Source organism: Microbacterium amylolyticum (assembly GCF_011046975.1).
GTDB classification, from domain to species: Bacteria; Actinomycetota; Actinomycetes; order Actinomycetales; family Microbacteriaceae; genus Microbacterium; species Microbacterium amylolyticum.
Genome location: NZ_CP049253.1, coordinates 1,341,378 through 1,363,936, shown reverse-complemented (window position 1 = coordinate 1,363,936; position 22,559 = coordinate 1,341,378). Strand labels below are relative to the sequence as shown.

Sequence of the window (22,559 nt, the reverse complement as noted above, 5' to 3'; positions counted from 1 at the left end):
CGGCCCCGGGTTGCGCCAGTGACGGTAGCGTGGAGGCGATGGCACTTTCTTCTCAGACCACACCTCGCCCTCCGCGGCCCACGATCGACCTGACCGTCGTTCAGACCGTGCGGCTCACGCCGCACCTGGTGCGTGTGCGCCTGGGCGGGCCGGAGTTCGCGAAGTTCTCCGATCGCCTCGAGACGGATAAGTACATCAAGCTGAAGTTCACCACTCCGGCTCCCGAGTCGCACCCCGTCACACGCACCTACACGGTGCGTGCCGTCGACCACATCGCGCAGACTCTCGACGTTGATTTCGTCGTGCATGGCGATGAGGGCATCGCGGGCCCGTGGGCGGCGTCCGTGCGCCCGGGTGCCGTGGTGACGTTTATGGGTCCGGGTGGCGGGTTCCGTCCCGATCCCGAGGCCGACTGGTATCTCTACGCCGGCGATCTCTCGGCCGTTCCGGCCATTGCCGCGAGCCTCGAAGCGCTGCCCTCCGACGCCACGGGCGTCGTGCTGATCGAGGCCGAGGCAGACGACGCTTTTCTCGAGCTTGATGCGCCCGCCGGTGTCGAGGTGCGATGGCTGATCGATGTCGCACACGAACCCGAGTTCCTGGCCGATGCCGTGCGTGACCTGGAGTGGCGCGATGGCTGCGTTGAGGTTTTCGCCCACGGCGAGCGTGAATCCATGAAGGCGCTGCGCCGCGTGCTCCTCGACGAGCGAGCTCTTGAGCGTTCACAGGTATCGCTGTCCGGCTACTGGGCCCGGGGGCGCAACGAAGACCGGTTCCAGGCGGAGAAGCGTGAACCGATCGGGCAGATCCTTCCGTAAGGGACGGACATGCTGGTCTCCCGGGCAAAGATGCTTACGGAAGGATGCGTATGCATGGTTTGACGGGGGTGTGTCCGTCACGCACAGAATGAGGCCATGAATCTCTCGGCGTCAACGACGACCCCACCGGACGATGCGAAGCTGCTGGACTATAACGCGTGGCTTTTTAGGTCTGAGGCAACCCCGGAGCAGCGTGAGCGCCAGATCGCCCGCCAGGCCGAAATCCTGCAGCGTGCCGAGGGTGCGATAGGGGACCAGTGTTTTCTCTCCGATCTGGCGATGGTGCAACCGACCCGCCTGGTGCTCGGAGACGGGAGCTACGTTGGCGCCCACGCCTATCTGACGGGCACGATCGAGACAGGGCCCGACTGCACAATCAACGTCTTCACGGTTGTGCGCGGAACGGTGAGGCTCGGAGAGGGCGTGCGCATCGGCGCGCACACCTCGATCCTCGGCTTCAACCACTCGATGGCGCCCGATCGCCCCGTGTACAAGCAGGCGGGGACAGAGGTCGGGATCACGGTGGGGGACGACGTCTGGATCGGATCCAACGTCACCATCGTCGACGGGATCACAATCGGCAGCCATGCGGTCATCGGTGCGGGGGCCGTTGTCACAAAGGACGTCCCCGAGTGGGGGATCGTTGCCGGGAATCCCGCGCGGTTCGTTCGCGATCGCCGGCACGCGAAAACGAGACGAAAAACGGCTCATGCGGAGCTCGCCTCCCGCCTCGCCGAGTTCTCGGCTCGTGCGAAGAGGCAGCGGGAACAGCTGATCGATGCGTGCTAGCAGCCCGGCGCCCGCGCCGCGGATGGAACCGACAGTGGACGGTACGTCGATTCACCGGCCGGCGAGCCGAGTCTTCGCGCCCACGCCGATGCGGTTGAGATGTCCTTTCTGCTCGGCGGTGAGGCTCCGGCTTAGCTCAGCGTCGACGAGCACGTGCGACGGTTGCGTCAGAACCAGGACCCGCGCACGGGACTGACGCCACTTCTGACATCGGAGGGGCTGCATGGCGTTGCGCCCGAGGGCTGGGCGAACGGCGAGGTGCACTATCACGTGCTCAGCCTCGGCTATGCCTCCGACCACCGATGGCAGATGGCCCGCAGGTTCCTGTCCGATGCCGACATCGTCTCGGACCTCCTCGGCATCACGACGGCGTCCGCTGCCTCATGGTCACGTCTCGCCGGCGGTGAGTGGTCCGATTACCCGGCTCTTCGTTCCACCCGCGCCTGATCAAGCATCACCCGTCAGCGCTCGCCCGGAAATCGCCTCGCGCAACTGCTCGACGGTCGGAGACCCTCCCAGCCCGGCAGGGGTACTAAACACCCGGCAGGCGAGCCCGACCGGCGCGTGCTCGTCTGCGAAGGGATCGACCCCGTCGACGAGAACGGTCGGTGACCCGTGGAACCCGAGTCGCACAGCGTCCTCCGGGGTCTCGACCAACTGACGTGTGACGCGGACATCTGATCGGCCGTCGAGCAGCCCAGCAAGCCGACTATCGAGTATCTCCCAGTTCGGGCACCCGTCGAAGTATTGCAACGTAATCTCCATGACCAACTCCTCTCAGTTCCGACCCGCGTGGACCGCGACAGGTGAAGAAGGCGTTACCGACGACAGCGCGGGCGACTTGGCGCGCGCGGCGCGCAGGCCGTTAAGGATCACGATGACCTCAGCGATCTCGTGGACCAGGACGACGGCGGCCAGCCCCAGGACTCCGAACAGCGCGAGTGGGAGCAACGCGGTGATGATCAGCAACGACAGGAAGATGTTCTGGTTGATGATCCGCCGACACCGGCGGGCGTGGTCGAACGCCCGCGGAATGAGGCGCAGGTCGTGGCCCGTGAACGCGACATCGGCGGACTCGATCGCTGCGTCGGAACCGGTCGCTCCCATCGCGATGCCGATGTCCGCGGAGGCGAGGGCCGGGGCGTCGTTGATGCCGTCGCCAATCATCGCGACCGATCCCGCCTTCGACAGCTCACCGATTGCCGCTGCCTTGTCCTCGGGACGCAGCTCCGCACGCACATCCTTGATGCCAGCCTGTGCGGCGAGGGCGCGTGCGGTGCGGGCGTTGTCCCCGGTGAGCATGGTCATGTCGATGCCCTGATCCGCGAGCGTGCGGACGGCTTCGGGAACTTCGGGGCGCAGTTCGTCGCGGACACCGATCGCCGCGACCGGGAATCCGTCCCGGTGGACGATCACGACGGTCATGCCCTGTTCCTCGAGACCCGCGACCCGGTCTCCGAGCTCCCCGGCGTCGAGCCAGCGGGGGCTGCCGACGGTGATTCTCGACCCGTCGACGGTGCCTTCGATGCCGTGCCCGGCCTTCTCGGTCACGTCTACAGCTGCCGCAATGCCCGGAGTCGCAGCGGTGATAGCGGAGGCGAGGGGATGCGTGCTGTGCTGTTCCAGCGCCGCCGCCCAGGCCAGCGCCTGTGTTTCGGTCACGCTGTTCGCGGTGAGGACGGCGGTGACCGCGGGCTCGTTGCAGGTGAGGGTGCCGGTCTTGTCGACGGCTACATGCCGGACCGTGCCGAAGCGCTCGAAGACGGCTCCGGATTTGATGATCACGCCGAACTTGCTCGCCGCGCCGATCGCGGCGACGACCGTCAGCGGAACAGAGATCGCCAGCGCACAGGGTGAGGCTGCGACTAGCACGACGAGTGCGCGGGTGATCCACATCTCCGGGTCGCCCAGCAGCGATCCGAGGATCGCGACGAGGGCGGCGAGGATCAGCACACCGGGCACCAGCGGGCGAGCGATCCGGTCCGCGAGACGAGCACGCTCGCCCTTCTCCGTCTGCGCCTGCTCCACCAGTTCGACGATCGTGGTTAGCGAGTTGTCGGTACCCGCCGCGGTCGTTTCGACCTCCAGTGCGCCGGCGCTGTTGATCGCGCCGGCCGACACCGCATCGCCGGGCTCGACCTCGACCGGGATCGATTCCCCGGTGATCGCCGAGGTGTCCAAGCTGGAGCGCCCCGCACGGACGATCCCGTCGGTCGCGATCCGCTCGCCCGGTCGGACCACCATGACCTGGCCGACCGTCAGCTCCTTCGCCTGAACCTGCACGGACACCCCGTCGCGCAGCACTGTCGCCGTCTCCGGCACCAGCTTCAGCAGCGCCCGCAGCCCTCCCCGGGCGCGGTCCATCGCCTTGTCCTCGAGGGCCTCTGCGATTGAGTATAGGAAGGCCAACGCTGCGGCCTCCTCGACGTAACCGAGAATGACCGCGCCGATCGCGCTGATCGTCATCAGCAGCCCGATCCCGAGCTTGCCCTTTAACAGCTTCCGGATCGCGCCAGGAGTGAACGTCGACGCGCCCAGCAACAGGCCGGCCCAGAACAGCACGAGCGCCGGGATCTCGAGGCCGGACCATTCAAGGATTAGACCGGTGAGGAATGCGACACCTGAAAAGACCGGCACCATGATGCCGCGGTCCTTCCACCAGGGTCGCCCCACCTCTTCATTCTCATCATCCGCCGCAGTAGCAGGCTCGTGTTCGCAGCCACACGCCGCGCTCACGCGTCCGCCCCCGTCCCGCAGCAGCAAGGTACCGTGCATGCTGAGTCCACGCAAGGTGCGTGCTCATCGACAGCCAGCGTCACGTCCACGAGGGAAACGAGCGCAGCAGCAAGGTGCGGATCTGCGATCTCGTAGCGAGTCTGGCGACCCTCAGGCTCAGCGACCACGACCCCGCAGTCGCGCAGGCAGGTGAGATGGTTAGACACGTTCGAGCGCGTCAGCTCCAACTCGCGCGAGAGCACGGCCGGGTAGCTCGGACCATCGAGCAACGTCATCAGGATCCGGGAACGTGTCGGATCCGCCATGGCACGGCCGAGCCGGTTCATGACGTCGAGGCGTGAAGCAATAGTCAGCACACGCTGAACTATACAGCACTGACTGATCAATCAGTGCTCCACCGCCAAGCGACACAGCACCCGATATCTGCTGAACACGCGATTCAACGATGCGGCTCGGCAGCGAGATCGCGACCCACAGTTGCGCCTCGATGCGTCAGCGTCTGGCATCCCGGCGGGTTCGAGCGGAAGAACTCGTCTTCGAGCATTTTCGCCTGCTCTTCGGTAAGCGTCGTGCCTTGTGCGCGGAGAGGAAGATGCATGACAGTCAGCCTGCGCCAATCACGATGTTTCCCGACTCGGGGCGGCTGTGAATAGGTCGCAGCTCAACGAGGCGGCGTTTGGCACTGCGGACGCGCGCATGTATGAACGCCGCAGACGTTGTGACCTTTCGTGAAACAGGCAGTCAGAGCGTCGATCACAACCTCCGCGTGATTCCGCGGCTCTCACCTCACCGGACGAGGCGGCCGATGGCTTGAGATGCCTCTCGTATTTTCTCTTCGGCAGTGTCCCCGCCTGCGCGGACGGCGTCTGCGACGCAGTGGCGGAGGTGGTCTTCGAGGAGTCCGATGGCGACGCCTTGCAGGGCGCTGGTGAGTGCGGAGATCTGGGTGAGGATATCGATGCAGTATTGCTCGTCTTCGACCATGCGGTGCACGCCACGTGCTTGGCCTTCGATGCGTTTGAGTCGGGCGAGGTAGCGGGCTTTGTCGGTGATGTAGCCGTGCTCGCCGTGGTCACACGAAGCTGCAGGTTTAATGACGTCGGTCATCGTCTTCTCCTGATTCGTCATGGTCATCGGTCGAGGATGGCGCGAGTCGTGGTCTCAGGACGAAGGTCCAGGCGCCGCAACAGCTGCGCGTTGAGCGCGACGACGATCGTGGACAGCGACATGAGGACGGCGCCGACCGACATCGGCAGCACGAACCCGATAGGGGCGAGGGCACCGGCTGCGAGGGGGACGGAGATGAGGTTATAGCCCGCAGCCCACCAGAGGTTCTGTTTCATCTTTCGGTACGCGGCGCGGGACAGTTTGATTACCGAGAGCACGGAGCGGGGGTCGTCGCTGGCGAGGATGACGCCGGCCGAGGCGATCGCGACATCCGTGCCCGCGCCGATTGCGAGCCCGACGTCGGCTTGGGCGAGTGCGGGCGCGTCATTAACACCGTCGCCGACCATCGCGACTTTCCGACCTTCTCGCTGAAGCTCCTGGACCTTCGCGGCCTTGTCTTCTGGACGGACCCCGGCGAAGACCCGGTCGATGCCGAGATCTTGAGCGACGGCATGTGCGACGGCCTCTGCGTCTCCGGTGATCATGACCACTTGCACGCCGAGGACGTGGAGCGCATCGACCGCTTCGCGCGACTCCGAACGCACCTCATCGGCGAGCTTCAACGCACCAATCACACGCCCGTCTTGAATGACGTGGAGGATGATGGCGCCGTCCGTGCGCCAGGCGTCGGCAATGGGGAGTTCGTCTGCGCCTTCCTCCGTGAGAAGGTGCGGTCCACCGACGCGGATGGTCGACCCGTCGACGGTTGCAGTGACGCCAACCGCGGGAGATGAGGTGAAGTCGCGACTTCCGGGCACCGTGAGCTTCTTCTCGGCAGCGGCACGGACAATCGCCTTCGCCAGGGGATGCTCACTGTCGACTTCCGCGGCGGCCGCCAGCGCAAGCACCTGATCCGCGTCGCCCCCGTCGGTGATCGATACTTCGGAGACGACAGGCTCGCCTTTCGTGAGAGTTCCGGTCTTGTCGAACAACACAGTGTCGACAGTGCGCATGCTCTCCAACGCCAGCCGGTCCTTGACGAGGACGCCACCGCGCGCGGCCCGCTCGGTCGCGATCGACACGACTAGCGGGATGGCCAGACCGAGCGCGTGGGGGCAAGCGATCACCAAGACGGTGATCGTGCGGATGACGGCGGCATCCGGGAATCCCACCAGGGTCCATACGAGCGCGGTGATGGCCGCAGATCCGAGTGCGAACCAGAACAGCCATCCGGCGGCGGTGTCGGCGAGTCGCTGGGCGCGGGACGAGGAGCTCTGCGCTTCGGTCACCAGGCGTTGGATGCCGGCGAGGGTGGTGTCATCACCGATCGCAGTGATCTCAACACGCAATCCCGAATCGGTGGCGACAGTGCCCGCTGTGACCGGATCACCGCTGCCGCGGGTGACCGTGCGAGATTCACCGGTGACCATGGACTCGTCCATCGACGCGCGTCCATCGACAATGCGCCCATCCGCGGGGACGCTGCCTCCAGGCCGAACGACGACAACATCGCCGACGACAAGGTCGGCGGGTGAGACGACAACGACCTCGCCATTCTCGACCCGTTCCGCCTCATCCGGGAGGAGAGCGGCCAGAGAGTCGAGGGCGGAGGTGGTCTGGGCGAGGGAGCGCATCTCGATCCAGTGACCGAGCAGCATGATGACGATGAGGAGCGCCAGCTCCCACCAGAAGTCGAGCTCGTGATGCAACATCCCTAGGGTCGCACCCCACGATGCGAGGAATGCGACCGTGATTGCGAGGCTGATGAGGAGCATCATCCCGGGCTTTCGGGAGCGGATCTCGCTGACGGCGCCGACGAGGAACGGTTTCCCGCCCCAGACATACATCACCGTTCCCAGCACCGGAGACACCCACATGATCCCGGAGATGTCCGGGAGAGAATAGCCGAGGATCATCGAGAACATGCCCGACAGCGCAACGGTCGGGACCGCCAGGACGAGCATGATCCAGAACAACCGGCGGAACTGCCCGACATGGTCGCCGTGCCCCGCATGACCACCGTGCCCCTCGTGGGCCCCGTGAGTGTCGTGCCCTCCATCGGTGCCGTGCGCACCGTGAGACATCGTGTCGGGATGTGTATGGTGCGAGGAGCCCGATGTCGCGGCATCGGCCACATCCGTATGGGCATGATGCGCCATCTCATGATGGGACTCGTGCTCCGCGGGTGTGTAGGACTTGTGATGTCCGTCGGTGTGTTCAACGCCGTCGTGGTGCGAGTTACTCATGGATCGATCCTCCTCGAAATAGTGACGCTAAACAGGGGTGTTTGGTAGCGAGTACCGCGGGGGTGGTGCGTGTTCAGGTGGCGGCAACGTACTTGGCGGGGTCCGCGTCGAAGCGGGGGCCGCATGCTGCGCAGCAGAAGTAGTAGCGGGCGCCCTCGTAGTCACGGAACAGGCCCGCGGCTTCTGCGTCTGCTTTGACGACGGTGCTGCCGACCATCACCGGGCATTCAGCGAGCTCGTCCGCGGATGGGGCGAGCAGATCCTTGCGCCCATCGGCCGCGACCGCCACGTGGCTGTTGTGGCTGCAGCAGGATCCAGCGGGGGAATCGGACATATTGTTTTCCTCTTTCAGGCTTGCGGCTCGACTCTGACACGCACAACCATATACCCCCTGAGGGTATTCCTGTAGAGTGAGCGGAACAGGCTTCACCATCATCGCGTGACGGTTTGGTGAGTGAGATCCGCTCATTGTGTTAGACCCATCACTCAACCGTCGGCGGTGGGCATCTCCCCAGGGTGTTCGTGAAGTTGGTGGTGTTAGCGCGGGAGAAGGAACGGAGGGCCGAGCATATGCAGATCACGCTACGCATCGCGCGTCAGCAGCTATCGTTGCGTGCCCTGTTGCTGATCGCCGGTGCCGCACTCATGATCATCGTGGGGCTGCTTGGCATGCACACCTTCAGCGCCGACGTGGCAGGCCACGACGCCCACCATTCCGCGACAGCGTCAACAGCCCCCGAGCACTCCACCCCGATAGCGGCCACCTCTGACATCAGCGGCGCTATCGCGTGTGATGACACCTGTCTGATGGGAACCGGGCAAAGCCATTCGGACATGGTCACCGCGTGCGTCCTCGCATTGCTTGCAGCACTTCTTCTGCTGGTTCGCCCGATGCTTCTGGAGCATCTCGGCCCGCCCCTGCGGGCGCTGGCGTCGTCTTTGCGGTTGCGGGCTGTGAGCATCCTGCCGCGCACACCCTCACTCATATTCCTTTCGATTAGTCGAACCTGATCGGTCATCGTCGGCATCTTGCCGACACCCCGGCGTCGCCCTCTGCGCGGCGCTGTGTCCACGACCCCTCATATCTACTCATTCGAAGGATTTACTCATGAAGAAGCTTCCCCTTGCCCTCGGTGCTGGCGTGTTCAGCCTCGCTCTCGTTCTCACCGGCTGCTCCAACACCCCAACCACCGAACCCGACGCTGCCACACCCCGTATCGAACATGTCCACGGCATCGCCGAAGACCCCCGCGGCACTGACCTGCTCGTCGCCACCCACAACGGCATCTACGCCGTCACCCCGGACGGGGAGGTCTCCGGCCCCATTGGCGGCCACGACTTCGACGCGATGGGATTCACCATCGCCGAAGACACCTTGTTCGCTTCCGGGCACCCCGGCCCCAAAACCGCCGCAGAACTCGGCGCCCCCAACCTCGGCATCATCCAAAGTGACGACTACGGCCAGACCTGGTCACCCGTCGCGCTCAACGGCAGCACCGATTTCCACGTCCTCACCGCCGGCCCCGACGGCACCCTCTACGGAATCGCGTCCAGCGACATCGAGCTCCTCATCAGCACCGACGGCGGCCACGAATGGACAGCAGGAGCATCGATCGGAGCGGCAGATCTCGTCGCCACGGACAACGGCATCTACGCCGCAGCCGAAGAAGGACTCCTGCGCAGCGACGACCACGGTATGACATTCGTCCCCGTCGAGGGCGCGCCACTGTTATACATGCTCGACGCCCGCCCGGACGGCGTCCTCGTCGGCGTCGGCACGGACGGCGCTCTGTGGGAACAAGACGCCGACCAGACCTGGCAACGCCTCGAGGCCGTCGACGGTGCTGTTCAGGCCTTCGCCGCGATCGGCGATGAACGAATCGTTCTCGTCGACGATCGAGGCATCGTCGACATCATCGCAGATGACACCACCGTCCTCAGCCCCGCACGGTAGGCAACGCTTTACTCTTCGGAGCGAGGCATCATGAAACAGCGAAAGAATCCTCTTAGCACCCCGGTGATCTTCATCACCGCCGCGACGATCGCCCTCATAGTCGTGGCGATCGCGAGTTACCTCGCTATCGGGGCGATGTTCCAATGACCCCCCACCTACACCCAGACGGGAGACCCACGGATTCATTGCGGCACCTCCGGCCTCTTGCTGACATCTCGCTGTCCCCGTCTGTAACGACATCGACGGTTCCACATAACGAACGGACGCTTCCCCCACCACGTCGACGTTGGCGCCCTCATTCCCGTGCCAGCGATATCGGTGATCGGCTTAACCGGCAGGTCCTGGGCTTCGAAAGGGGTGGGGAAACCCCGACGACTTCCGGGTGGTGGTCCCCGCTGTGCTCACGAGTGTGAGTTCATAGCGTTGTGGACATGACCTCACACGACCTCGGCGCAGCACCTCGTATGCACACGCCACTCAAACTCCTCGGGGCCGTTGCGCACCTTGTCGTCCTCGGCTTCTGGGGTGTCTTCGTCTTTTCTGTTGCCGCGACGCTCCTCGGCCTCGGCCTTGGCGGGCTCCTTCTCGCCGGCCTCGGCGCGATCGTTCTGTTCGGCCTCGTCTACTTCCTCTACGCCGCGGCGTTCCTCGAAACGGCCCGTGTGGAAGGGCTGTATGGCTTCGGGTTGACGATGCTCCGTCCACGACGCTCACCCAAGCGCGGCTTCGTCGGTTTCCTCCACACCGTCTGGTTGCAGTTCATCGATGGCGGAATGTGGCGTGCTCTTGCACACCTCGCCATCGCGACGCTTCTCGGCTGGGTGGCATTCGCGCTGGCCGGACTGGCTGTTGCCGGTCTGACCGGTGCGTTCGCGCCGCTCTATATGCCCGACGGGAACGTGTCGATCGGCTGGTTCCAGTTCAATGCCCTGTGGGCGGCGATCGGCGGGCCCCTCATCGCCCTCGTCGCACTTGGCCTCCTTCTCGGCATCGCGATGCTGCATGGCGTGCTCGCCCGCGTCATCATCGCCCCGATGCGCGAAACCCAGCTTGCAGCGCAGGCGCGTGACGCCAGCGAGCAGCGCCAGGGAGCCATCCGCGCCAGCGAAGTTGAGCGCACGCGTATCGAGCGCGATCTGCACGACGGCGTTCAGCCGCGGCTTGTCTCTGTCGGTATGACACTCGGTCTCGCGCAGCAGAAGATCGACAGCGACCCGGCCGCTGCGAAGGAACTGATCGGCGAGGCTCATACCTCCACCAAGGCCGCGATCACCGAGCTACGTCAGCTGGCGCGCGGGATCCACGCCTCCGTGCTGGATGACCGTGGACTCGACGCCGCCCTCAGCGCGGTCGCGAGCCGGTCCCATATCCCCGTCAGCCTCGATGTGCGGATGTCTGGCGCATGCGGCCGAGACGCCGAAGCAGCCGTCTATTTTGCCATCGCCGAAACGTTGACGAACGCCGCCAAGCATTCTCGGGCAACCGATGTGCGCGTCACCGTTCGTGCCCGTCCCGACGGCGGCCTGCTCTGGGCCCGCGTCGAGGATAACGGTATGGGCGGAGCCCACGTCGTTCCCGGCGGCGGACTGGACGGGATCCAGAACAGGATCGCCGCGATCGGCGGCACATCCCGGATCGACAGCCCCGTCGGCGGACCGACATCACTGGAAGTGAGTGTGCCATGCGCATCCTGATCGTTGAAGACTCCGTGCTGCTCCGGGAGGGGCTCGTCCGGCTCCTCGAAGACGCCGAACACGAGGTCGTTGCGGCTCTGCCTGATGCCTTCGATGTGATGCGCCAGGTGGACGACACCGATCCCGATCTGGCGATTGTGGACGTGCGCTTGCCTCCGACGTTCACCGATGAGGGCATCCGTGCCGCGCTGGCTCTTCGTCAGCAGAACCCCACGCTGGCAGTTCTCGTGTTCTCGCAGTACGTCGAGGAGCGCTACGCGTCCGAGCTCATCGCCCAGCCAGGCGGTGCCGTCGGATACCTCCTGAAGGATCGCGTGACAGATGTGTCCGATTTCCTCGAATCCATCGAACGCATCCGCGAGGGTGCCACTGTTCTCGATCCGGAGGTCGTCGCGCAGTTGCTCACGCGGCGATCACGCGATGAGAAGATGCAGCGTCTCACCGAGCGCGAGCGCACCGTTCTCTCCCTCATCGCTGAGGGTAAGTCCAATGCCGCGATCTCCAAGTTGCTGTTCGTGAGCGAGGGCGCGGTCGAGAAGCACATCACGTCGATCTTCCAGAAGCTCGACCTCGAACAGGACCAGCGAGGCAACCGGCGCGTCCTCGCGGCCCTCGCCCACATTGATCACACCGCGGAGCCCGGACCTGTCGGCCCCGCATCGCAGAACGGGACGAACCGATGACCGACACCACAACACCCATGCCGCCCGCGGCACCGCAACCGCAACCGCCGCAGCAGGACGCCCCGCAGAGTGACACAGCGCGCGTCGGCTCGCGGGCCCTGGCGATCGCCGTTGCCGTCATCGGCGCGATTGTGCTCGTGTTCGCGGGTGTCGGCGTTGCGTTCACCACGGTGGCAACATCGGGCCCCTGGACGCAGTCCGTGTCCGAAACGGGCAGCGTGACGGCCGCCGGATCCGTGCGCAGCGTCGACATCGAGATGAGCGCGGGATCTCTCGTGGTCGAATACGGCGATGTCGATGCGGCAACGCTCGACTATGCGTCTGATCGCGGTGCCTGGAGACTCGAACGCACGGGAAACGGCGTCCTGGAGGTGCGGTCTCCGAACGGTCGCTGGAACTGGTGGGACTGGGAACGGGCGGAGGCGTGGGCAACGCTGACGCTACCGGCCGCGAACGAGCGAGTTGACCTCTCCGCCGATCTCGGCGCAGGCATGCTCACGCTCGTGGGCGGAACCTATGGTGACGTGACCGTCGAAATGGCAGCGGGCTGGATCGGAATCGATGCCGCCGCCGCCTCTCTCAATGTCGATATGGCTGCGGGTGGCGGAGAGATTGACCTGGAGGATGTGCGGTCGGCGACGTTCGAGATGGCTGCCGGCTCGCTCGAGGTGGCGCTCACGGGAACGGCGCCGCGCGACGTCGATATTGACGTCGTCGCCGGTTCCTTCGACCTGACGCTGCCCGATGTTCCGTACAACGTGCGCCACGAGAGCGTTGCCGGGACGTTTGACAACGGCCTCACCTCCTCGCGCGGCGCGTCGAACAGCATCGACGTCACTGTGACGGCGGGAAGCGTGAGCCTTTCCGCCGAATAACCACACGTACCCTTCTCGCGAGCGGTGCCCGGTTTGCTCGGGCCCCGTTCGCGAGAAGGCGCCGGGCTGCGCGGGCGCCGTTCGCGAGCGGCGCCCGGTTTGCCGGTGCCCCGCGAGCGAAAGGCGATCGGCGCGTGAAGCGCTACAGCTCGACGCCGACGAAGACCGGTTCGGGGTTTAGCTCGATGCCGTATTCCGACGCCACACGAGACCGCACGAAACGCGCGAGCGCCGCAACCTCATCCGCCGTTGCGCCGCCACGGTTCGTGATCGCGAGAGTGTGTTTCGTCGACAGCGTGGCGCGGGACCCCGGCAGACCGAAGCCCTTCGTAAGCCCCGCCTGCTCGATGAGCCATGCCGCGCTCACCTTCACCATGCGCGGGGCGCTCGAGACCGGCTGGATCTGACCATCCCAGCTGTCGAGCGGAATAATCTGCTCCTGATCGATCACCGGCTCCATCGGCCACCGCGGGCAGCCGGAGGGAAGAGCGCGCGCGGCGTGTTCGGGGATGATCGGGTTGTTGAAGAACGAACCCGCGCTCGTCGAATCCGGGTCGGAGGGATCCAGAACCATCCCCTTGGAGCCGCGGATCTCGAGAACCGTACGGCGAATCCACGAGAGCGAAGCGCGGCCGGTTCCATCTTCTCCGGCGGAACGTGCGCCGTCCAGGCCCAGCGCCTGCCGCAACCGGGCGTCGGAGATTTCGCGCGGCGCGGTTCCCACGCGTGCGAGGTCGAGGGTGATGCCGAGGATGACCGCGCTGCGCGCGGGCGCCTCACCGTAGTGATGCTTCAGATCGGACGTTCGCGGCCCGAGACCGAGATCGGCGGCCGCCACCTCGGACACCTCGTGGGTGTCCTCGTCGATCAGGTCGACGGAGATGAGGGTCTGGACGATCTCCTGGCCGTACGCGCCGACGTTCTGGATGGGAGCGGCGCCGGCTGTTCCGGGAATTCCGCTCATCGCCTCGACGCCGGCGAGCCCGCTCTCAACGGACCACGCGACGAAGGCGTCCCAGTTCTGCCCCGCTTCGATGCGCACGCGCTGGAAGCCCTCGGGCGCGCCCGAGACGGGTTCGAAGCCGGTCGTGAGCAGGCGGATGACGGTTCCGTCGAACGGCTCATCGCCGGCCAGCAGGTTCGATCCGCCGCCGAGCACAAACCAGGCGTCACCGGACGACCACACATCTCGCAGCGCCGAGACGATCTCGTCGCGCGTTGCGGCGTCGACCATGCGCTCCGGTGCAGCGCCCACCCGCATCGTCGTGAGTTCGCCGAGGGGGATCGTCACGCCTTCTCCGCTCCGATCATGAGCTGCGCTTTGCCCAGAACCTTCGTCTCGCCGTGGAGCACGGCGATGTCGATGCGCGCTGAGCCGTCGTCCTTCACCAGACCGACGGTGGCCGTCACATCAACATCGGCTCCGGCCTCGCCGTCGACAACGACCGGTTTTGTGAAGCGCACCGTGAACGTTTCGATGCGACCGGTGTCGCCGAGCCATTCGCCGACAAGCGACGAGGCGAGGCCCATCGTGAGCATGCCGTGTGCGAGAACGCCGGGAAGCCCCACGCGTTCGGCGACGTCATCGCGGTAGTGGATGGGGTTGAAATCACCGGAGGCACCCGCGTACTTCACGAGCGATTCGCGCGTGAGGTGCACGGACGTCTGCGCGACGACCTGGCCCTTTTCGAGGCTGGAAAGATCCATCACTCGTCCCCCGATCCGATCAGAAGCGTTGACGACGCCGTGACCACATGGGCGCCGGATGCGTCGGTGATGTCTGTTTCACTGGCGACCATTGCGCCGGATCCCATCTGGCGCACGCGTGTGACGCGCAGCTGACCGGTGAGCTCATCGCCGGCCACGATGGGACGCGAGTACCGGAACGACTGGTCGGTGTGGAGGGCACGTTCGAGGACGATGCCCGTCGACTCGTCGTGCAGCAGCTGCTGCAGCGTCTGGTCGGCGATGACCATCGCGAAGGTGGGCGGCGCGACGACGTCGTTATAACCCTGTGCGCGGGCGGCGTCGACGTCGGTGTGCTGCGGGGCTGTTGCGAAAACGGCGCGGGCGAACTCGCGCACCTTCTCGCGACCAACGAGGTACGCGGGGGTCGGAGGGAACTCGCGGTTCGCGAGATCAGGGTCCACTGCCATGGGTCAGTTCTCCTTGTTCTTTCTCTGGGCCTTGATGGCCTTCTGGCCCATTTGCACGGCGATGATGACGAGGAATGCAGCAAAGAGGATGTTCGCCACGAAGGGGGACGTGACACCAGCGACGATCGTGCCGAGAGGCGTGGTAATCACCGTGGCGACGGCAACAATTCCCGCCGCGACGAAGTCGATGTTTTTGTTCTTCGCATTGCGGATCGCGCCGGAGATCGTCGTGGGGATCATCATCAGCAGCGACGTTCCCTTTGCGACGAGGTCGCTGGTGCCGAAGAGCAGGATGAGAACGGGGACGACGATAATCCCGCCGCCGACGCCGATGAGACCGGACAGGATACCTGTGAGCACACCAACGCCGACGAGCGCGGCGCCGAGCCAGATGTTCATCGGAACGGCCGACACATCACGGTCGGGAACGATGAAGAAGAGGCTGACGATGACGACGGCAAGGAAGCCGACGAAGAACCAGCGCAGGAATGCTTCGCTGAGTTTGTGCAGCAGCTGCGCGCCGATGGGAGCGCCGACGATACCGCCCGCCGCGAGGAGCCCGGCCGCGAGCCAGTCGACGTTTCCACCCGTGGCGTAGGAGATCACACCGACGGCGGCCGTGAAGATGATCGATGCTCCGGAGGTGCCGGAGGCGAGCTTTTGGCCGAACAGCGCAAACGTCACCAGAAGCGGCACGATCACGGTGCCGCCACCCACTCCGAACAGCCCTGACATGAACCCCGAAACGAGGCCAATGGCGAGGAAAGTGAGCAGGGTCTTCGCGCCGCGGTTGCCCGACATCATGCGTTGATCACGCGCCCCACTTTACTCTCGGCCTGCTGGCGGGACGTGCATCGTTCACAGGCGAGACACCGTGGCAGGGAATGCGAAAGCGGCACAGGAATCGGAAGATCCCTGTGCCGCTTGTCGTCTCTTAGGCGAACAGCTCCTGCAGGCGACGGATGCCCTCGAGGAGCTGGTCGTCGCCGAGTGCGTAGGACAGGCGCAGATAGCCGCTGGGCCCAAAGGCCTCGCCGGGAACCACAGCAACTTCGGCTTCGTCGAGGATGAGGTCGGCCAGTTCGAGTGTCGACGTGGGGGTGCGGCCCTTCCACTCACGGTTCAGCAGCCCGCGTACGTCGGGGTACACATAGAACGCGCCCTGCGGAACGGGAACCTCGACGCCATCGATCTTGGACAGCTCATCAACGATTAGGCGGCGGCGGCGATCGAACGCCGTGCGGAAGTCGCGGGCGTCGTTCTGCGGGCCGGTGAGCGCGGCGGCGGCGGCCACCTGCGCGACGTTGTTGACGTTGCTGGTCAGGTGCGACTGCAGGTTGGCGGCGAGCTTCATGGCGTCTGCCGGGCCCACCATCCAGCCCACGCGCCATCCCGTCATCGCGTAGGTCTTGGCGACACCGTTGAGGAGGATCGTCTGGTTCGCCACTTCGGGCAGGGCCTCGACCACCGAAACGGCCCGCACACCGCCATAGGTGAGGTTCTGGTAGATCTCGTCGGTCAGGATCCAGATGCCGTGTTCGAGCGCCCAGCGCGCGATGCGTTCGGTTTCTTCCGGCGTGTAGACGGCACCGGTGGGGTTCGACGGCGAGACGAAGACGAGTGCCTTGGTCTTCTGTGTGCGCGCGGCCTCGAGCTGCGCAACGGTCACCTTGTACTCCTGGTCGGCGCCCGCGAAGACGGCGACGGGGGTGCCATCGGCCAGCTGGATGGCCTCGGGGTAGGTGGTCCAGTACGGCGAGGGCAGCAGGACCTCGTCACCCGGGTTCACGATCGCCTGGAACGCCTGGTAGACGGCCTGTTTGCCGCCGTTGGTGACGACGATCTGGTTCGGTGCGACCTTCAGACCGGAATCCCGCTTGGTCTTTTCGATGATCGCCTCTTTGAGGGCGGGAAGCCCTCCGGCCGGCGAGTAGCGGAAGTTGGCCGGATTCTCCAGCGCCTTCTGCGCGGCCTCGACGACCGCGTGCGGAGTGGCGAAGTCGGGCTCGCCCGCTGCGTACGAAATGATGGGGCGTCCCTCGGCCTTGAGCGCCTTGGCCTTCGCATCAACTTTCAGCGTGGCGGACTCGGCGATGGCGGAGATTTTGCGGGAGAGCGAGGCGCGTTCAGTCACGCGTCAAGCGTACCCAGACGCGGCGAAATCAGTGGCGGAGTCTCGGCCTTCTCACGGGACGTCGCGCGAAGTGCCGCCCAGGCGCGGGCCCTGCCGTCGAAAGTGGATAGGTCGAGCTGCAGAATCTGAGCGATCTGCGTCAGGCGCGTGCGCATCGTGTGCCGATGCACGCCGAGGGTGGTCGCGGCGCGATCAAGGACGGCGTCGTTGTTGAGCCAGACCCCCAGATCGTGGACGAGTGTCGATCCTGACTGGGCATCGCGGGCGGGATGCCGCTATCGGCCGTTACCGGGCGCGCGGAGATCATGGACGCGGCCCACGCCGGTGGGCTGGGCGGCACCTACGGCGGCAATCCCGTCGCGTGTGCCGCGGCACTGGCAACAATCCGCGTTATCGAGGAGGAAGATCTCCTCGTACGCGCGCGCCAGATCGGCGACATTCTGGTCGAACGGCTCACGGCGATGCAGCAGAGCGATGCCCGCATCGGCGACATTCGTGGACACGGCGCGATGATCGCCGCCGAAATCGTCGACCCCGCGACGGGCGAGCCCGACCCCGCAACGACGTCCGCACTCGCGGCCGCCTGCGCGGCCCAGGGTGTCGTCATGCTCACGTGCGGGACCTTTGGAAACGTGATCCGTTTCCTCCCACCCCTCGCGATCTGCGACGAACTGCTCAACGATGGACTCGACGTCATCGCGCACGAACTTCAGAAGATCTGACATGAAGGCAGCTGAGATGAACAAAGCAGAAAAGGCAGTCCTCGAGCGCATCCCCACGGGACTCTTCATCGCCGGCCGGTGGCAAGACGCCACGGGAGCGGCAACGTTCGATGTTCGCGACCCCGCAACGGGGGAAACCATCGCGCGCGTGGCAGACGGCACCGCCGCTGACGCCACCAGCGCCCTCGATGCCGCCGTCGCCGCGCAGGAGGGCTGGGCAGCAACCCCGGCTCGCACACGCAGCGAGATCCTGCGCCGAGCATGGGAGCTTGTGCAGCAGCGCGCCGAGGATCTCGCGCTCGTCATGACGTTGGAGATGGGTAAGCCGATCGCCGAGTCCCGCGGCGAGGTCGCCTACGGCGGCGAGTTCCTCCGCTGGTTCAGCGAGGAGGCGGTTCGCATCCAGGGTCGTTACGGACAAAACCCGGAGGGAACAGGGAACATGATCGTCTCCCAGCATCCCGTCGGGCCCTGTTTCTTCATCACCCCGTGGAACTTCCCGCTGGCGATGGCCACGCGCAAGATCGCTCCCGCGCTTGCCGCGGGGTGCACGAGCGTGATCAAGCCGCCGCAGCTGACACCGCTCACAACCCTGCTGTTCGTCAGCATTCTCGAAGAGGCGGGGCTCCCGAAGGGCGTGGTCAACGTCGTCACCTCGTCGAGCTCGCGCAGCGTCTCGGAGCCGATCATCGCCGATCCGCGACTGCGAAAGCTGTCGTTCACAGGGTCAACCGGCGTTGGAAAGCAGCTCATCGCGCAGGCCTCGGAGAACGTCTTGCGCGTGTCGATGGAACTCGGCGGAAACGCCCCGCTCGTCGTGTTCGAGGACGCTGATCTGGACCGGGCTGTTGACGGCGCCATCGCGGCGAAGTTCCGAAACATCGGTCAGGCGTGTACAGCAGCCAACCGCATCATCGTCCACGAGGACATCGCCGAGGAGTTCACTGCACGGGTTGCCGAGCGTGTGCGGGCCATGACGGTCGGTCGCGGAACGGACGCCGGTGTGAATATCGGTCCGCTCATCGATGAGGACGCCGTCGCCAAGGCAGAACGACTCGTGGATGACGCCGTCGCCAAGGGCGCGACTCTCGTCTGCGGCGGGCACCGCGCCCAGGGCGATGGCACGTTCTTCGCCCCGACGGTGATTGCTGATCTGTCGCGCGATGCCGAGATCATGTCCGAGGAGATCTTCGGACCCATCTTCGCGGTGACGACTTTCCGTACGGAGGACGAGGCCGTTGAGGTGGCTAACGACACGGAGTACGGGCTCATCTCCTACGTCTTCACGGAAAATCTCGCACGCGGCAACCGGATGATCGACCGGCTCGAGACCGGAATGATGGGTCTGAATGTCGGCGTGATCTCCAACGCCGCTGCGCCTTTCGGCGGTGTGAAGCAGTCGGGCGTCGGCCGGGAGGGCGGCGCCGAGGGCATCGGGGAATACCTCTCCACGAAGTACACCCTGGTGCCGACGAGCTGACGGGGGCGGGGGAATGCCTCAGCGGGTGAAGAGGAGTATCGGCAGATCGGAGGCCGCGCTCTGAGATGTCATGCCCTCGAGATCCTGCGCTGAGGCAATATCCCCCGCCACGAAGTTCCCGGCTGATGCCGCGATCACGCGGTGGTCATGATTGACCAGCAAAGCGTCATCGCCGATCCGCTAGTTGATATGCCCGCTTCGTGACGCGTGTCACCCCGTCGCAGCCAGCGTCTCCATGTTCGCTGCCGGCGCGACGTCTTGGCGCTTCGCGAGGAGCTCGTTGAGCAGCGCGGTTCCCGCCTCGTCATACAGGCGTGTGACAAGGTCGAGATCGCGCGCGACGATGGCTTCGGCGATGGCGATGAGCTCACGCGTTCGGCGAATTCGCGATGCCTCGTCGAGCTGCAAGACGTACGCATACGCCGCGAACTCGACCTGCAAGCGCAGGCTCTCGCGCGTGAGGCGCTCCGAGTGGCTGAGCGCCGCGAGATCAACCGTGACGTTCTCGACCGTGAGTTGCCACTCTTCGGGGTCGGACGGGTTAATCGCGCGCGCATGCTCAAGCACGCCGCGCGCTTCCTCGTCGGAAGCGCGACGCACAGCGAGCCGGGCGCACGCATAGTTGATCGTTCCGCAGTGCATCATCAGATCGCGAAGCGCCAAGCGCGATGTTGCGGCCAGTTGTGCTCGTGCGGTCGCCAGCGGGTCGGCGTCGCTTGCGACGAAGCTGCCTCCGTTGCGGCCGCGCAGGGTTGTGATCAGACCGCGCTCTCGGAGTGTGCTCAGCGCGTCGCGCACGGTCAGCGTTGATACGCCAAAAGATCGCGCCAAATCACTCTCTGTCGGCAGGCGTCCGCCTGCCGGCAGGTAGCCAGCACGAATCGCGTCCAGCAGTCGTTGCTCGACGATCGCCGTTCTACCGGTATCGCCAAGGGGTTGGAAAAGGGTATTGCGCAGTCGGGAATCTGCGTGGCTCGGGTATCCCATAAACCATAGTGTTGCACTCTAAGTCAAGTCGGCACTTAGGAAACAAGCAATCTACCCCCGATCGCGGGCAAAAATCACCCTTTTCACCCGCGCGCGTCACATTCGAGACTCGCCGGTGACGCTCCGCCCTGGTTCGCCTTCGAGTTCCTCATGCCCTATGATCGATAGAGCAGTCGTTCGCTGCATCCTTTCGCTGTGCCCCGCGCAGCTCGAGGGTGTTGTGAACTAACCCCAGGCCCTTCCGGGCCAGAGGGCGGTAGCTCAATTGGCAGAGCAGCGGTCTCCAAAACCGCAGGTTGCAGGTTCGATTCCTGTCCGCCCTGCGCGTCAGCGCATCAGCTGACTCACGAAAGGTGACGAATGTCTCAGGAAGCCATCGGCGGCGCAGCAGCGAGTGCGAGCGTCGCGAAGAAGCCCAACTTCTTCGCCCGCATCCTGATCTTCTTCCGTGAGGTCATCGCTGAACTGCGCAAGGTCGTTACACCGACCCGCAAAGAACTTCTGAAGTTCACCAGTGTTGTGCTGGGGTTCGTCGTCGTGATGATGGCGATCATCTTCGGTATGGACTGGATCTTCGCCGAGGTCAACAAGTTCGTCTTCGGCAACCCGAACATTTCTTAAGGGAGCACCACGTGTCCGACAAGCATGCAGACGACGCAGACTGGGCGCCGGCCGCAGAGCAGTCCAGCGAGTCGGACGAGGCGCAGACGGGCGACACGCTCGCGAGCGAGGAGAAGTCGACTTCTGCTGCCGAGATCGTCGCGATGCATATCGACGACGGCGGCGCGATCGTTGACAACGAAGACTTCTCTATTGCAGACCCGGAGGCAGACGCCATCGTGAACGACGCACTGAACATCGACGAGACCGCAGAGGTCGAGGCGGCAGCGGAGGTCCTCAACGAGGACGCGCAGGAAGACTCCGCGGCAGAGGTCGCCGACGCGGCTGCCGAGCCCGTCGATGAAGACCCGTACGCCGAGTTCCGCGCCGAGCTTCGCACGCTCGAAGGAAAGTGGTATGTGATCCACTCGTACGCCGGTTTCGAGCGCAAGGTCAAGGCCAACATCGAGCAGCGCAAGTCGACGCTCGAGGTGGAAGACGACATCTACCAGGTCGAAGTACCGATGGAAGATGTCGTTGAGATCAAGAACGGCCAGCGCAAGATGGTCACCCGCGTTCGTATCCCCGGATATGTGCTCGTGCGCATGGAGCTTAACGAGGACACCTGGTCCGTTGTTCGCCACACACCCGGCGTGACCGGATTCGTTGGCAACGCGCACCAGCCCGTTGCTCTGCGTTTCGAAGAGGCCTTCAGCATGCTGAAGCCGCTTGCCGAGATCAAGGAGGCCGAGAAGGCCGCCGCTGGCGATGCGCGCGCCAAGCAGATCAACGCCGACCGTTCGATTCCCGCCGAAATCGACTTCGAAATCGGCGAGACGATCACCATCAAGGACGGCTCGTTCGCTGGCCTTCCCGGTTCGATCAGCGAGATCAACCCGACCAGTGGCAAGCTCACGGTGCTCGTTTCGCTCTTTGAGCGCGAGACTCCGGTTGAACTCTCGTTCGACCAGGTCTCCAAGATGCAGTGACCCTTCGGGGCTCACGCACTCTGGTTTTCTCCAGTCTTCCCGGTTAACATCCGGGTTTGCGCGCTTCCGCGCGTATACCGCCACCACGCCGCTCCCGGTGTGGGAGGGCGCGTGCACACGGCACGTGCTCGACGAAAGGAAGAAACATGGCACCTAAGAAAAAGGTGACGGGGCTCATCAAGCTCCAGATCCAGGCCGGCCAGGCCAACCCGGCGCCGCCCATCGGACCCGCTCTGGGTCAGCACGGCGTCAACATCATGGAGTTCTGCAAGGCGTACAACGCTGCTACTGAGCAGCAGCGTGGCAACGTCGTCCCCGTTGAGATCACCGTCTACGAGGACCGCAGCTTCACCTTCACGCTCAAGACTCCTCCGGCAGCAGAGCTGATCAAGAAGGCTGCTGGCGTGAAGTCCGGTTCGGCAACGCCGCACACGGTCAAGGTCGCGAAGATCACGAAGGCCCAGGTCGAGGAAATCGCCAAGACCAAGGAGCCCGACCTGAACGCGAACGACCTCGAAGCCGCGTCGAAGATCATCGCCGGAACTGCCCGCTCCATGGGCATCACGGTTGAGGGCTGAGGGAGTACAGA

Annotated in this window: 26 protein-coding genes, 1 tRNA gene and 1 pseudogene; 14 read left to right on the top strand and 14 right to left on the bottom strand. The window is 64.9% G+C overall.

Features of this window, described 5'->3' with window-relative positions:
- The first annotated feature begins 38 nt into the window (after positions 1 to 38).
- The 3 genes from G6N81_RS06650 to G6N81_RS06640 all read left to right on the top strand — a co-directional run bounded on the left by G6N81_RS06650 (position 39) and on the right by G6N81_RS06640 (position 2,054).
- Complete coding sequence (locus tag G6N81_RS06650) at positions 39 to 818, top strand: siderophore-interacting protein (RefSeq protein WP_165134730.1); 780 nt, start codon at positions 39 to 41, stop codon at positions 816 to 818.
- A 96-nt stretch (positions 819 to 914) separates the two neighbouring features.
- The gene (locus tag G6N81_RS06645; protein ID WP_165134728.1) at positions 915 to 1,607 is read left to right on the top strand and encodes an acyltransferase; all 693 of its coding nucleotides are present in this window, start codon (positions 915 to 917) and stop codon (positions 1,605 to 1,607) included.
- 153 nt (positions 1,608 to 1,760) lie between these two features.
- Positions 1,761 to 2,054, top strand: coding sequence for a hypothetical protein (locus G6N81_RS06640; protein ID WP_165131314.1), 294 nt, complete (start codon positions 1,761 to 1,763; stop codon positions 2,052 to 2,054).
- Here G6N81_RS06640 and G6N81_RS06635 read toward each other — a convergent pair whose 3' ends face one another.
- From G6N81_RS06635 to G6N81_RS06605, 7 genes are all read right to left on the bottom strand, one after another.
- Positions 2,055 to 2,372 carry a thioredoxin family protein gene (locus G6N81_RS06635; RefSeq protein ID WP_165134726.1) on the bottom strand — a complete coding sequence of 106 codons (318 nt, stop codon included), beginning with the start codon at positions 2,370 to 2,372 and terminating at the stop codon, positions 2,055 to 2,057.
- 12 nt (positions 2,373 to 2,384) lie between these two features.
- Positions 2,385 to 4,382: a heavy metal translocating P-type ATPase gene (locus G6N81_RS06630; RefSeq protein ID WP_241244889.1), complete on the bottom strand. Its 1,998-nt coding sequence runs from the start codon at positions 4,380 to 4,382 to the stop codon at positions 2,385 to 2,387.
- On the bottom strand, positions 4,340 to 4,699 hold the full coding sequence (gene cmtR / locus G6N81_RS06625; protein ID WP_017884926.1) for a Cd(II)/Pb(II)-sensing metalloregulatory transcriptional regulator CmtR: 360 nt from the start codon (positions 4,697 to 4,699) through the stop codon (positions 4,340 to 4,342). Before cmtR ends, G6N81_RS06630 begins: the two co-directional genes overlap by 43 nt.
- 83 nt (positions 4,700 to 4,782) lie before the next feature.
- On the bottom strand, positions 4,783 to 4,941 hold the full coding sequence (locus G6N81_RS06620) for a hypothetical protein (protein ID WP_165134724.1): 159 nt from the start codon (positions 4,939 to 4,941) through the stop codon (positions 4,783 to 4,785).
- Positions 4,942 to 5,129: 188 nt separating this feature from the next.
- Positions 5,130 to 5,450, bottom strand: a complete 321-nt coding sequence (locus tag G6N81_RS06615; RefSeq protein ID WP_087055979.1) for a metal-sensitive transcriptional regulator — start codon at positions 5,448 to 5,450, stop codon at positions 5,130 to 5,132.
- 23 nt (positions 5,451 to 5,473) lie between these two features.
- Positions 5,474 to 7,696: a heavy metal translocating P-type ATPase gene (locus G6N81_RS06610; protein WP_165134722.1), complete on the bottom strand. Its 2,223-nt coding sequence runs from the start codon at positions 7,694 to 7,696 to the stop codon at positions 5,474 to 5,476.
- 73 nt (positions 7,697 to 7,769) lie between these two features.
- Positions 7,770 to 8,030 carry a YHS domain-containing protein gene (locus tag G6N81_RS06605; protein WP_165134720.1) on the bottom strand — a complete coding sequence of 87 codons (261 nt, stop codon included), beginning with the start codon at positions 8,028 to 8,030 and terminating at the stop codon, positions 7,770 to 7,772.
- 182 nt (positions 8,031 to 8,212) lie between these two features.
- On the opposite strand from G6N81_RS06605, the gene G6N81_RS06600 reads away from it, so the two are divergent.
- From G6N81_RS06600 to G6N81_RS06580, 5 genes are all read left to right on the top strand, one after another.
- Entirely contained in the window at positions 8,213 to 8,707 is a 495-nt protein-coding gene (locus G6N81_RS06600) for a DUF6153 family protein (RefSeq protein WP_165134718.1), read from the top strand.
- Between the two features lie 97 nt (positions 8,708 to 8,804).
- On the top strand, positions 8,805 to 9,650 hold the full coding sequence (locus tag G6N81_RS06595; RefSeq protein ID WP_165134716.1) for a F510_1955 family glycosylhydrolase: 846 nt from the start codon (positions 8,805 to 8,807) through the stop codon (positions 9,648 to 9,650).
- Positions 9,651 to 10,081: 431 nt separating this feature from the next.
- The gene (locus tag G6N81_RS06590) at positions 10,082 to 11,344 is read left to right on the top strand and encodes a sensor histidine kinase (RefSeq protein WP_165134713.1); all 1,263 of its coding nucleotides are present in this window, start codon (positions 10,082 to 10,084) and stop codon (positions 11,342 to 11,344) included.
- Positions 11,332 to 12,027, top strand: coding sequence for a response regulator (locus G6N81_RS06585; RefSeq protein WP_165134710.1), 696 nt, complete (start codon positions 11,332 to 11,334; stop codon positions 12,025 to 12,027). The genes G6N81_RS06590 and G6N81_RS06585 overlap by 13 nt, the downstream gene beginning before the upstream one ends.
- Positions 12,024 to 12,902 (top strand): DUF4097 family beta strand repeat-containing protein, encoded by an 879-nt coding sequence (locus tag G6N81_RS06580; protein WP_165134707.1) that lies wholly within the window; start codon positions 12,024 to 12,026, stop codon positions 12,900 to 12,902. The genes G6N81_RS06585 and G6N81_RS06580 overlap by 4 nt, the downstream gene beginning before the upstream one ends.
- 142 nt (positions 12,903 to 13,044) lie before the next feature.
- On the opposite strand, the gene G6N81_RS06575 is transcribed toward G6N81_RS06580, so the two are convergent.
- The 6 genes from G6N81_RS06575 to G6N81_RS06550 form a co-directional block, all read right to left on the bottom strand.
- Positions 13,045 to 14,163, bottom strand: coding sequence for a UDP-N-acetylmuramate dehydrogenase (locus G6N81_RS06575; protein ID WP_165137829.1), 1,119 nt, complete (start codon positions 14,161 to 14,163; stop codon positions 13,045 to 13,047).
- A 26-nt stretch (positions 14,164 to 14,189) separates the two neighbouring features.
- Positions 14,190 to 14,609 (bottom strand): MaoC/PaaZ C-terminal domain-containing protein, encoded by a 420-nt coding sequence (locus G6N81_RS06570; RefSeq protein WP_165134704.1) that lies wholly within the window; start codon positions 14,607 to 14,609, stop codon positions 14,190 to 14,192.
- Positions 14,609 to 15,058, bottom strand: a complete 450-nt coding sequence (locus tag G6N81_RS06565; RefSeq protein ID WP_165134701.1) for an FAS1-like dehydratase domain-containing protein — start codon at positions 15,056 to 15,058, stop codon at positions 14,609 to 14,611. Before G6N81_RS06565 ends, G6N81_RS06570 begins: the two co-directional genes overlap by 1 nt.
- Positions 15,059 to 15,061: 3 nt before the next feature.
- Positions 15,062 to 15,862 carry a sulfite exporter TauE/SafE family protein gene (locus G6N81_RS06560; protein WP_165134698.1) on the bottom strand — a complete coding sequence of 267 codons (801 nt, stop codon included), beginning with the start codon at positions 15,860 to 15,862 and terminating at the stop codon, positions 15,062 to 15,064.
- 130 nt (positions 15,863 to 15,992) lie between these two features.
- Positions 15,993 to 17,192 (bottom strand): pyridoxal phosphate-dependent aminotransferase, encoded by a 1,200-nt coding sequence (locus tag G6N81_RS06555; RefSeq protein WP_165134695.1) that lies wholly within the window; start codon positions 17,190 to 17,192, stop codon positions 15,993 to 15,995.
- Positions 17,189 to 17,419, bottom strand: a complete 231-nt coding sequence (locus G6N81_RS06550; RefSeq protein ID WP_165137828.1) for a helix-turn-helix domain-containing protein — start codon at positions 17,417 to 17,419, stop codon at positions 17,189 to 17,191. Before G6N81_RS06550 ends, G6N81_RS06555 begins: the two co-directional genes overlap by 4 nt.
- 27 nt (positions 17,420 to 17,446) lie before the next feature.
- On the opposite strand from G6N81_RS06550, the pseudogene G6N81_RS06545 reads away from it, so the two are divergent.
- Both G6N81_RS06545 and G6N81_RS06540 read left to right on the top strand, forming a co-directional pair.
- Positions 17,447 to 17,914, top strand: a pseudogene (locus G6N81_RS06545) (aminotransferase class III-fold pyridoxal phosphate-dependent enzyme); the annotation flags it as partial.
- Between the two features lie 16 nt (positions 17,915 to 17,930).
- Positions 17,931 to 19,394, top strand: coding sequence for an NAD-dependent succinate-semialdehyde dehydrogenase (locus G6N81_RS06540; RefSeq protein ID WP_165137827.1), 1,464 nt, complete (start codon positions 17,931 to 17,933; stop codon positions 19,392 to 19,394).
- 210 nt (positions 19,395 to 19,604) lie between these two features.
- On the opposite strand, the gene G6N81_RS06535 is transcribed toward G6N81_RS06540, so the two are convergent.
- Positions 19,605 to 20,381 carry a FadR/GntR family transcriptional regulator gene (locus tag G6N81_RS06535; RefSeq protein WP_165134689.1) on the bottom strand — a complete coding sequence of 259 codons (777 nt, stop codon included), beginning with the start codon at positions 20,379 to 20,381 and terminating at the stop codon, positions 19,605 to 19,607.
- A gap of 250 nt (positions 20,382 to 20,631) precedes the next feature.
- On the opposite strand from G6N81_RS06535, the gene G6N81_RS06530 reads away from it, so the two are divergent.
- From G6N81_RS06530 to rplK, 4 genes are all read left to right on the top strand, one after another.
- Positions 20,632 to 20,704: transfer RNA gene (locus G6N81_RS06530), tRNA-Trp, on the top strand.
- 37 nt (positions 20,705 to 20,741) lie between these two features.
- Positions 20,742 to 21,002, top strand: coding sequence for a preprotein translocase subunit SecE (gene secE / locus G6N81_RS06525; RefSeq protein ID WP_165134686.1), 261 nt, complete (start codon positions 20,742 to 20,744; stop codon positions 21,000 to 21,002).
- Positions 21,003 to 21,013: 11 nt separating this feature from the next.
- Entirely contained in the window at positions 21,014 to 21,970 is a 957-nt protein-coding gene (gene nusG, locus G6N81_RS06520; protein ID WP_165134683.1) for a transcription termination/antitermination protein NusG, read from the top strand.
- 146 nt (positions 21,971 to 22,116) lie between these two features.
- On the top strand, positions 22,117 to 22,548 hold the full coding sequence (gene rplK, locus G6N81_RS06515) for a 50S ribosomal protein L11 (RefSeq protein ID WP_165134680.1): 432 nt from the start codon (positions 22,117 to 22,119) through the stop codon (positions 22,546 to 22,548).
- Positions 22,549 to 22,559: the final 11 nt, after the last annotated feature.

Excerpts from the sequence above, each read along its gene's own strand:
- G6N81_RS06610 (WP_165134722.1), bottom strand. The coding sequence starts at position 7,696 with ATGAGTAACTCGCACCACGACGGCGTTGAACACACCGACGGACATCAC.
- G6N81_RS06605 (WP_165134720.1), bottom strand. The coding sequence starts at position 8,030 with ATGTCCGATTCCCCCGCTGGATCCTGCTGCAGCCACAACAGCCACGTG.
- G6N81_RS06650 (WP_165134730.1), top strand. The coding sequence starts at position 39 with ATGGCACTTTCTTCTCAGACCACACCTCGCCCTCCGCGGCCCACGATC.
- G6N81_RS06635 (WP_165134726.1), bottom strand. The coding sequence starts at position 2,372 with ATGGAGATTACGTTGCAATACTTCGACGGGTGCCCGAACTGGGAGATA.
- G6N81_RS06570 (WP_165134704.1), bottom strand. The coding sequence starts at position 14,609 with ATGGATCTTTCCAGCCTCGAAAAGGGCCAGGTCGTCGCGCAGACGTCC.
- G6N81_RS06615 (WP_087055979.1), bottom strand. The coding sequence starts at position 5,450 with ATGACCGACGTCATTAAACCTGCAGCTTCGTGTGACCACGGCGAGCAC.
- G6N81_RS06580 (WP_165134707.1), top strand. The coding sequence starts at position 12,024 with ATGACCGACACCACAACACCCATGCCGCCCGCGGCACCGCAACCGCAA.
- rplK (WP_165134680.1), top strand. The coding sequence starts at position 22,117 with ATGGCACCTAAGAAAAAGGTGACGGGGCTCATCAAGCTCCAGATCCAG.
- G6N81_RS06540 (WP_165137827.1), top strand. The coding sequence starts at position 17,931 with ATGAACAAAGCAGAAAAGGCAGTCCTCGAGCGCATCCCCACGGGACTC.
- G6N81_RS06590 (WP_165134713.1), top strand. The coding sequence starts at position 10,082 with ATGACCTCACACGACCTCGGCGCAGCACCTCGTATGCACACGCCACTC.
- secE (WP_165134686.1), top strand. The coding sequence starts at position 20,742 with ATGTCTCAGGAAGCCATCGGCGGCGCAGCAGCGAGTGCGAGCGTCGCG.
- G6N81_RS06595 (WP_165134716.1), top strand. The coding sequence starts at position 8,805 with ATGAAGAAGCTTCCCCTTGCCCTCGGTGCTGGCGTGTTCAGCCTCGCT.
- G6N81_RS06560 (WP_165134698.1), bottom strand. The coding sequence starts at position 15,862 with ATGATGTCGGGCAACCGCGGCGCGAAGACCCTGCTCACTTTCCTCGCC.
- G6N81_RS06620 (WP_165134724.1), bottom strand. The coding sequence starts at position 4,941 with ATGCATCTTCCTCTCCGCGCACAAGGCACGACGCTTACCGAAGAGCAG.
- G6N81_RS06575 (WP_165137829.1), bottom strand. The coding sequence starts at position 14,163 with ATGCGGGTGGGCGCTGCACCGGAGCGCATGGTCGACGCCGCAACGCGC.
- G6N81_RS06585 (WP_165134710.1), top strand. The coding sequence starts at position 11,332 with ATGCGCATCCTGATCGTTGAAGACTCCGTGCTGCTCCGGGAGGGGCTC.
- G6N81_RS06645 (WP_165134728.1), top strand. The coding sequence starts at position 915 with ATGAATCTCTCGGCGTCAACGACGACCCCACCGGACGATGCGAAGCTG.
- G6N81_RS06565 (WP_165134701.1), bottom strand. The coding sequence starts at position 15,058 with ATGGCAGTGGACCCTGATCTCGCGAACCGCGAGTTCCCTCCGACCCCC.
- G6N81_RS06535 (WP_165134689.1), bottom strand. The coding sequence starts at position 20,381 with ATGGGATACCCGAGCCACGCAGATTCCCGACTGCGCAATACCCTTTTC.
- G6N81_RS06630 (WP_241244889.1), bottom strand. The coding sequence starts at position 4,382 with ATGCACGGTACCTTGCTGCTGCGGGACGGGGGCGGACGCGTGAGCGCG.